The organism is Azospirillum formosense (assembly GCF_013340925.1).
In the GTDB taxonomy this organism is placed as follows: Bacteria; Pseudomonadota; Alphaproteobacteria; order Azospirillales; family Azospirillaceae; genus Azospirillum; species Azospirillum formosense.
In genome coordinates, this window is the sequence record NZ_WHOR01000307.1 from 1 (window position 1) to 6263 (window position 6263).

General features: G+C 69.6%; 7 protein-coding genes. 4 read left to right on the forward strand and 3 right to left on the reverse strand.

Translation table 11 applies throughout. From position 1 onward, the window contains the following. Positions 1 to 246: 246 nt before the first annotated feature. From GBZ26_RS25705 to GBZ26_RS25715, 3 genes are all read right to left on the reverse strand, one after another. Positions 247 to 717 (reverse strand): hypothetical protein, encoded by a 471-nt coding sequence (locus tag GBZ26_RS25705; protein ID WP_174441274.1) that lies wholly within the window; start codon positions 715 to 717, stop codon positions 247 to 249. Between the two features lie 133 nt (positions 718 to 850). Then, a complete protein-coding gene (locus tag GBZ26_RS25710; RefSeq protein WP_174441275.1) occupies positions 851 to 1708 on the reverse strand; it encodes a ParB/RepB/Spo0J family partition protein in 858 nt (285 codons plus the stop codon). Next, the gene (locus GBZ26_RS25715) at positions 1698 to 2723 is read right to left on the reverse strand and encodes an AAA family ATPase (protein WP_174441276.1); all 1026 of its coding nucleotides are present in this window, start codon (positions 2721 to 2723) and stop codon (positions 1698 to 1700) included. The genes GBZ26_RS25710 and GBZ26_RS25715 overlap by 11 nt, the downstream gene beginning before the upstream one ends. A 226-nt stretch (positions 2724 to 2949) precedes the next feature. Between GBZ26_RS25715 and GBZ26_RS25720 the strand changes: the two genes are divergently transcribed. From GBZ26_RS25720 to GBZ26_RS25735, 4 genes are all read left to right on the forward strand, one after another. Continuing rightward, positions 2950 to 3585, forward strand: coding sequence for a class I SAM-dependent methyltransferase (locus GBZ26_RS25720; protein WP_014242457.1), 636 nt, complete (start codon positions 2950 to 2952; stop codon positions 3583 to 3585). A gap of 89 nt (positions 3586 to 3674) precedes the next feature. Beyond that, a complete protein-coding gene (locus GBZ26_RS25725; RefSeq protein WP_174441277.1) occupies positions 3675 to 4946 on the forward strand; it encodes an ABC transporter substrate-binding protein in 1272 nt (423 codons plus the stop codon). Then, positions 4943 to 5845, forward strand: a complete 903-nt coding sequence (locus GBZ26_RS25730; RefSeq protein WP_425514948.1) for a carbohydrate ABC transporter permease — start codon at positions 4943 to 4945, stop codon at positions 5843 to 5845. Before GBZ26_RS25725 ends, GBZ26_RS25730 begins: the two co-directional genes overlap by 4 nt. Positions 5846 to 5849: 4 nt before the next feature. Next, the gene (locus GBZ26_RS25735; RefSeq protein ID WP_174441278.1) at positions 5850 to 6230 is read left to right on the forward strand and encodes an ABC transporter permease family protein; all 381 of its coding nucleotides are present in this window, start codon (positions 5850 to 5852) and stop codon (positions 6228 to 6230) included. Positions 6231 to 6263 lie beyond the last annotated feature (33 nt).

Genomic DNA, 6263 nt, shown 5'->3' on the forward strand with positions numbered 1-6263 from the left:
TGGAAAAAGGATACTGGGGCGGGGGCGCCGCCTGGGCGGGGGGGCCCGCCGGCGGGGACGGGGCGTGGGGGGTTCTCCAGGTGGCTTCCCCCCGGCGGGGGGGGGGGGGGGGGGGGGGGGGGGACGGGGGCCGGGGGGGGGGCGACCCCCGCCCCGCCCGGGGGGTTGGGGGGCGGGGGGTTGGGGGGGGCGGGGTGGGGAGGGGCGGGGGGGAGAGGAAGGGCTCCCCGCCGCTCCGGAGGCGCGTCAGCTCGGGCGGCCGGAGATCTGGACGGCCAGATCGCGGATCGCCTTCAGGTTGGTGCTGACGATGTCGCTGCTTTTGGTGACCTGGGCGAGATGGAACTCGGTCAGGCTGTGGTAGGCGGTGTTGGTCGCGAAATCCCGGCTGATCAGGTTCTCGATGTCGCCGGTGACCAGGTTGACCTGGGTCTGGAACGCCTCGATGGTCGTTCCGGACTTCGGACGGCAGGTGAAGCCGACTTGGTTGGGGTCGTCCTGGACCACGTCGATGTCGGCGATCGCGGTTACCACGGTCAGCGTGACCAGCCGGTCCAGCTTGTCCGCGATGGTGTTCAGCAGGGAGTTCGCCTTGCCCTGCTCGTTCTGGATGACCGCGGCGCCACTCGGCGGAGGGGTGGACGGCGCTGCCGGCGCCTGGACGGCCGGCAACTGGATGGTGGAAGCGGTCGGGTCGGCGACGGCGGTATCGGACATGGCTGCACCCTTCTGGGGATGGATGGCGTAACATCGCCAAGCATCGCGCAAGAGTCGAACTCTGTCCAATGACCGCTACCGACGAGGATGCGTGATAAAAAAATTCCAGCTCACATGGTTTTCTCTCGAGCCCTCACTCGCGCAGAAGCGCGTCGATGGCGTCGCGCAGGTCGCGCAGCTCCCGCCGCTGGTCCTCGGCCAGCGCATGGCCCGACGCGCGCAGGCTGTGGATCTTGTCCACATTGCTGCGCAGCGCCCGCAAGGCGGGGGCCGCGGACGGCGTGGACGGGAGGGCCGCCTTGCGCTCCTGCTTGGCGTTGCGCACGTCCTTCACGGTCAGGCCGTCGCCGGCCCGTTTCCAGAGCGCGAGTTGGATCGCCTCGTCGGGCAGCTCCGCCAGTTCCATCAGCAGGGAGACGGAGACGGCGGGCCGGTCCGGAGCCTCCTCCAGGATTCGGGCGGGCAGGCGCAGGATGCCCAGCAGGCGGGCCACATACTCCTGTGACTTGCCGATCAGGACGGCGGCCTGCTCCTGCGTCAGCCCCTTGTCGCCGATCAGCTTGGCGAGCGTCAGGGCGAGGTCGATGGGATGCAGGTCGACGCGCTGGGCGTTCTCGATCAGCGCCAGCGCCTGCACGTCGTCGGTGTCGATGACCAGGGCCGGGATGGTCTCCCGCTCCAGCGCGCGGTAGGCCCAGTAGCGCCGCTCGCCCGCCACGATCTGGAAGCGGTCGGGCGCCACTTCCCGCACGTTGATCGGTTGCAGCAACCCCCGCTCGCCGATGGAGGCGGCCAGCGCGGCGATGTCGGCCCCGCGCGCGTTGCGCCGCGGCTGGTCGGGGTTGGGCTCCACCTGATCCAGCGGGATCTCGCGGTGGCGCATCTTGCCGGACAGGCCGAACAGGGCGGCGTTGCTGCCCCCGCCGCTGCCGGTGCGGCTGAGCGCCCGCTTAAACAGGCCGGCGTTGGAGGTGTCGAGCTTACGCGCCATGGCGCATCTCCTCCCCGGCGAGGGCCAGCAGGGCGTCGGCGATCTCGCGGAAGCTCTCCGCGCCCGCGGAGTTCGGGTTGTAGGCGAGGCCGGGGCGCCCGGCCATCACGCTCTTGGAATAGTCGGCGGCGCGCTTAACCGGGGAGAAGAGGCGGAGCTGCTCCGCCGCGGCAAGCTCGCGCAGCTCCTTCATCACCGTCTCGTCCTGAAGGCGGCGCGGGCTGTACATGGTCGGCAGGACGCCGAGGATCTGGAGGCGCGGATTCACCAGTTCGCGCACGCCGGCGATGGTCTCGAAAAGCTGCGGGATGCCCATCATCGACAGCATCTCCGTCTGGGTCGGAATCAGCAGCTGGTCGGCGGCGTTCAGCACCGAGACGGTCAGCTCGCCCAGATGCGGCGGGCAGTCCAGCACCACGAAGTCGTACTGGCCGGCAAGCTGTGCGATCTTGGCGCGCAGGATCAGCGTGCCGTTGGGCTGGCGCAGCAGCTCCCGGTCCGTCGCCGCCAGCGAGATGGAGGAGGGCAGCAGGTCGAACGCCCCGTCGCAGACCGGCGTCATGAACTCCTTCATCGGGCGGCTGGCCTTCAGCGCGTGGGTCAGGGTCGCCTTGGCCAGTTCCCGCTCGTGCGGGTCGACACCCAGATGCACGGTGGCGTTGGCCTGCGGGTCGCAGTCGATCAGCAACACGCGCCGCCCCGACTGGGCGAGCAGCCACGCGACGTTGACGCAGGTGGTCGTCTTGGCGACCCCGCCCTTCTGGTTGGCGGCGCAGAACACCACCGGGGCCGCGCGAACCGCCGCCGCGGGGATGCCGACCGGCTCCGTCACGGTCTTCAGGGCGCCCGCGACGTTCTGAGGAATCCGCTCCGCCCCGGTTTCCCAGCGGGAGATCTTGGCGCGGTCGTAGCGCCGGTTTAGCCGTTCGTTCAGCCAGCCGACCAGTGCCTGCTGGTTCATGCCGCGCTGTTCGCGGTAGCGGCGCAGCTCCTCGCCGCTCATCTCGTGGGCCACGGGGGCATCCCTTGCTTGGGGTGATCGCGCGGGCACCATGAGTCATGTTGATGGTGGTGTCAACCGCCGTGCTTCACATGTGATGACGCTTCGAAACGGACGGGGAGGTGCGCCCGGCGTGGAACCCGGCATGGAACAAGGGGGCGCGCTGCGGCTTTCCTGTGGTGCGAAAGGCCGCTATGGTCGCGGCCGAAAATCCTGCGCCAGGAATCGTGAGGGAGACCCAATGGACGCCGACTCCATCCGCGCCGCCTACCGGCGCTACGCGCGCTTCTACGACCCCGTCTTCGGGAACCTGCTGGCGTCCGGCCGGCACGCCGCCGTGAAGTGGATCAACCGGCGGGGCGGCCTGCGCGTTCTGGAGGTGGGCGTGGGCACGGGCATCTCCCTGTCCGACTACCGCAAGGACAACCGCGTGGTCGGCATCGACCTGTCGTCGGAGATGCTGCGCGTCGCCCAGGACCGGGTGGACCGCGAGCGGCTGGAGAATGTGGAAGGGCTGCTGGAGATGGACGCCGGCAAGCTGGCCTTCGCCGACGGCAGCTTCGACCTCGTGGTCGCCATGTATGTGATGACCGTGGTTCCCGACCCGCAGGGCACGATGAACGAGCTGGAGCGCGTCTGCCGTCCCGGCGGCGACATCCTGATCGTCAACCATTTTGCCGCCGACAAGCCGGGCATCCGCCGCTCGGTGGAGAACTGGATGGCGCCCTTCTCCAAGAAGCTGGGCTGGCGGCCCGACTTCACGCTGGACACGCTGATGTCCGGCTCCCGCCTGAAGGTCGAGGAGTTGCAGACCGTTCCGCCCTTCGGCCTGTTCAGCCTGCTGCATTGCCGCCGCGAGGCCGCCACCCCCGCCTGACGGGGCGGGGCACAAGCGCAAGGGAACTCGACCGCGGCCATTGCAGTTTCCCTTCCGGACCCGGATCGTCCGGGAATGGAAGGGGCTCCATGGCGCGGCGGTGCGCGTTGCTCTTGGCGGGGATGCTGACGGCCGTCTCGGCGCTGCCTGCCGCCGGGGCGACGGTGACTCTCGCCTGCAGCGGGCTCGGCATCAGCTTCGACCTGTGCCGCGACGGCGCGCAGGAGTGGGCGCAGCGCAGCGGCAACGAGGTCCGCTTCGTCTCCCCGCCCAAGGGGGCGAGCGAGCAGCTGGCGCTCTACCAGCAGCTTCTCGCCGCCGGGTCGCCGGACATCGACGTGTTCCAGATCGACGTGGTCTGGCCGGGCATCCTCGGCAATTACTTCATCGACCTGAAGGACCGCGCCGGGCCTGATGTTGTTCGCCGACATCTTCCGGCGATGATCGAGGCCGCGACGGTCAAGGGGCGGCTGGTCGCGATGCCCTGGTTCGCCGACGCCGGGGTCCTCTATGCCCGCAAGGATCTGCTTGAGGCCCACGGGCGCCCGGTGCCGCAGACCTGGGAGGAGCTTCAGGACACCGCCGCCCTGATCCAGCGGGCGGAGCGCGCCGCCGGGCGCGACCGCATGTGGGGCTATGTCTGGCAGGGCCGCGCCTATGAGGGGCTGACCGTCAACGCCCTGGAATGGATCGCCAGCCGCAACGGCGGCACCATCGTCGCCCCCGACGGCGCCATCACCATCGACAACCCGCGCGCCGCGGAGGCGCTGGCCATGGCCCACGGCTGGGTCGGCTCGATCAGCCCGCCCGGGGTGCTGAACTATATGGAGGAGGAGGCGCGCGGCGTCTTCCAGTCCGGCAACGCCGTCTTCATGCGCAACTGGCCCTACGCCTGGACGCTGGTCAACGCGCCGGACAGCGCGGTCGGCGGCAAGGTCGCCGTGGTGCCGCTGCCCAAGGGCGGGCCGGACGGGCGCCACACCTCCACGCTGGGCGGGCAGTTGCTGGCGGTCAGCAAATTCTCCGCCCATGCGGACGAGGCCGCAGACCTGGCGCTGTATCTGACCGGCCTGGACGAGCAGAAGCGCCGGGCCATCCACGGCGCCTCCAACCCGACCATCCCGGCGCTCTACGAGGACGCCGAGGTGGTGGCCGCCAACCCCTTCTTCGCGGAGTTGGCCGACTCCATCGCCAACGCGGTCAACCGCCCGGCCCAGGCGACGGGCATGCGCTACAACCAGGTGTCGGCGGAGTTCTACGCCAACGTCCACGAGGTGCTGACCGGACGGCAGGACGCCAAGGCGATGCTGCCGGACCTCAAGGAGGCTCTGGTCCGCATCAGCCGGGGAGGGCGCTGGTGAGCGACCCCCAGACCCCCAGTCTGATGCACCAGAGGCGCCGGGCGGCGTGGCTGTTCCTGCTGCCGATGCTGACCGTGCTGGCGGGGGTGGCCGGCTGGCCGCTGTTCCGCACCGTCTTCTTCTCCTTCACCGACGCGACGCTCGCCACGCTGGACGGCTTCCAGGGCGTGGGGCTGGACAACTATCTGTGGCTGGTGCGCGATCCCGTCTGGTGGCGGGCGGTGTGGAACACGCTGGTCTTCACCGTGGTGTCGGTGGGGATCGAGACGGCGCTGGGGCTGGGAATCGCGCTGATCCTGAACGCGCATCTGCCGGGGCGCGGGCTGCTGCGCGCCGCCGTGCTGATCCCCTGGGCGATCCCCACCGTGGTGTCGGCCCAGATGTGGGGCTGGATGTTCCACGACCTCTACGGCGTGGTGAATGCGATCCTGATGGGACTGGGGCTGATCGCCGAGCCGCGGGCCTGGACCGCCGATCCCGATCTGGCGCTGCCGGTGGTGATCGCGGTCGATGTCTGGAAGTCCACGCCCTTCATGGCGCTGCTGATCCTGGCCGCCCTCCAGATGCTCCCCCGCGACCTCTACGAGGCGGCGCGGGTGGACGGGGTGCATCCGGTGAAGGTGTTCGTCCGCATCACGCTGCCGCTGATCCGTCCGGCGCTGATGGTGGCGGTGCTGTTCCGCACGCTGGACGCGCTGCGCGTGTTCGACCTGATGTATGTGCTGACCGGCAACAGCCGCTCCACCATGTCGATGTCGGTCTATGCCCGGCAATATCTGATCGACTTCCAGGATGTGGGCTACGGCTCCGCCGCGGCGACCCTGCTGGTCCTGGTGCTGGCGGTGGCGACGGTGCTGGCGGTGACGCTCGGCCGCGTCCGCGTCGATGCGGGGAGGTGAGGACATGGGCCTGAAACGCATCGCCTTTGCGCTTGTGGTCCTGGGGATCGTCGTCTGGGCGGTGTTTCCCTTCGCCTGGGCCATCGTCACCTCGCTGAAGGCGGGAAGCGCGCTGTTCACGGTGGAGGCTTGGCCGTCGCAGCCCTCGCTGGCGAACTACGGGGCGATCTTCAAGGAGCAGCCCTTCGGGCGGAACATCCTGAATTCGCTGATGGCCGCTTCGGCGGTGGTCGCGCTGTCGCTGGGGCTGGCGGTGCTGGCCGCCTACGCGCTGGGGCGGGTGGGCTTCCGCGGGCGGGGGTTGCTGCTGTTCGTGGTGCTGGGCGTGTCGATGTTCCCGCAGGTCGCCGTGCTGTCGGGCCTGTTCGAGCTCTGTCTCTTATAAACAACTCCGAGCCCACGGGACAAAGGGGAAAAT

Coding starts and splice junctions, on each gene's coding strand:
- GBZ26_RS25705 (WP_174441274.1), bottom strand. CDS start 717: ATGTCCGATACCGCCGTCGCCGACCCGACCGCTTCCACCATCCAGTTG.
- GBZ26_RS25725 (WP_174441277.1), top strand. CDS start 3,675: ATGGCGCGGCGGTGCGCGTTGCTCTTGGCGGGGATGCTGACGGCCGTC.
- GBZ26_RS25735 (WP_174441278.1), top strand. CDS start 5,850: ATGGGCCTGAAACGCATCGCCTTTGCGCTTGTGGTCCTGGGGATCGTC.
- GBZ26_RS25720 (WP_014242457.1), top strand. CDS start 2,950: ATGGACGCCGACTCCATCCGCGCCGCCTACCGGCGCTACGCGCGCTTC.
- GBZ26_RS25710 (WP_174441275.1), bottom strand. CDS start 1,708: ATGGCGCGTAAGCTCGACACCTCCAACGCCGGCCTGTTTAAGCGGGCG.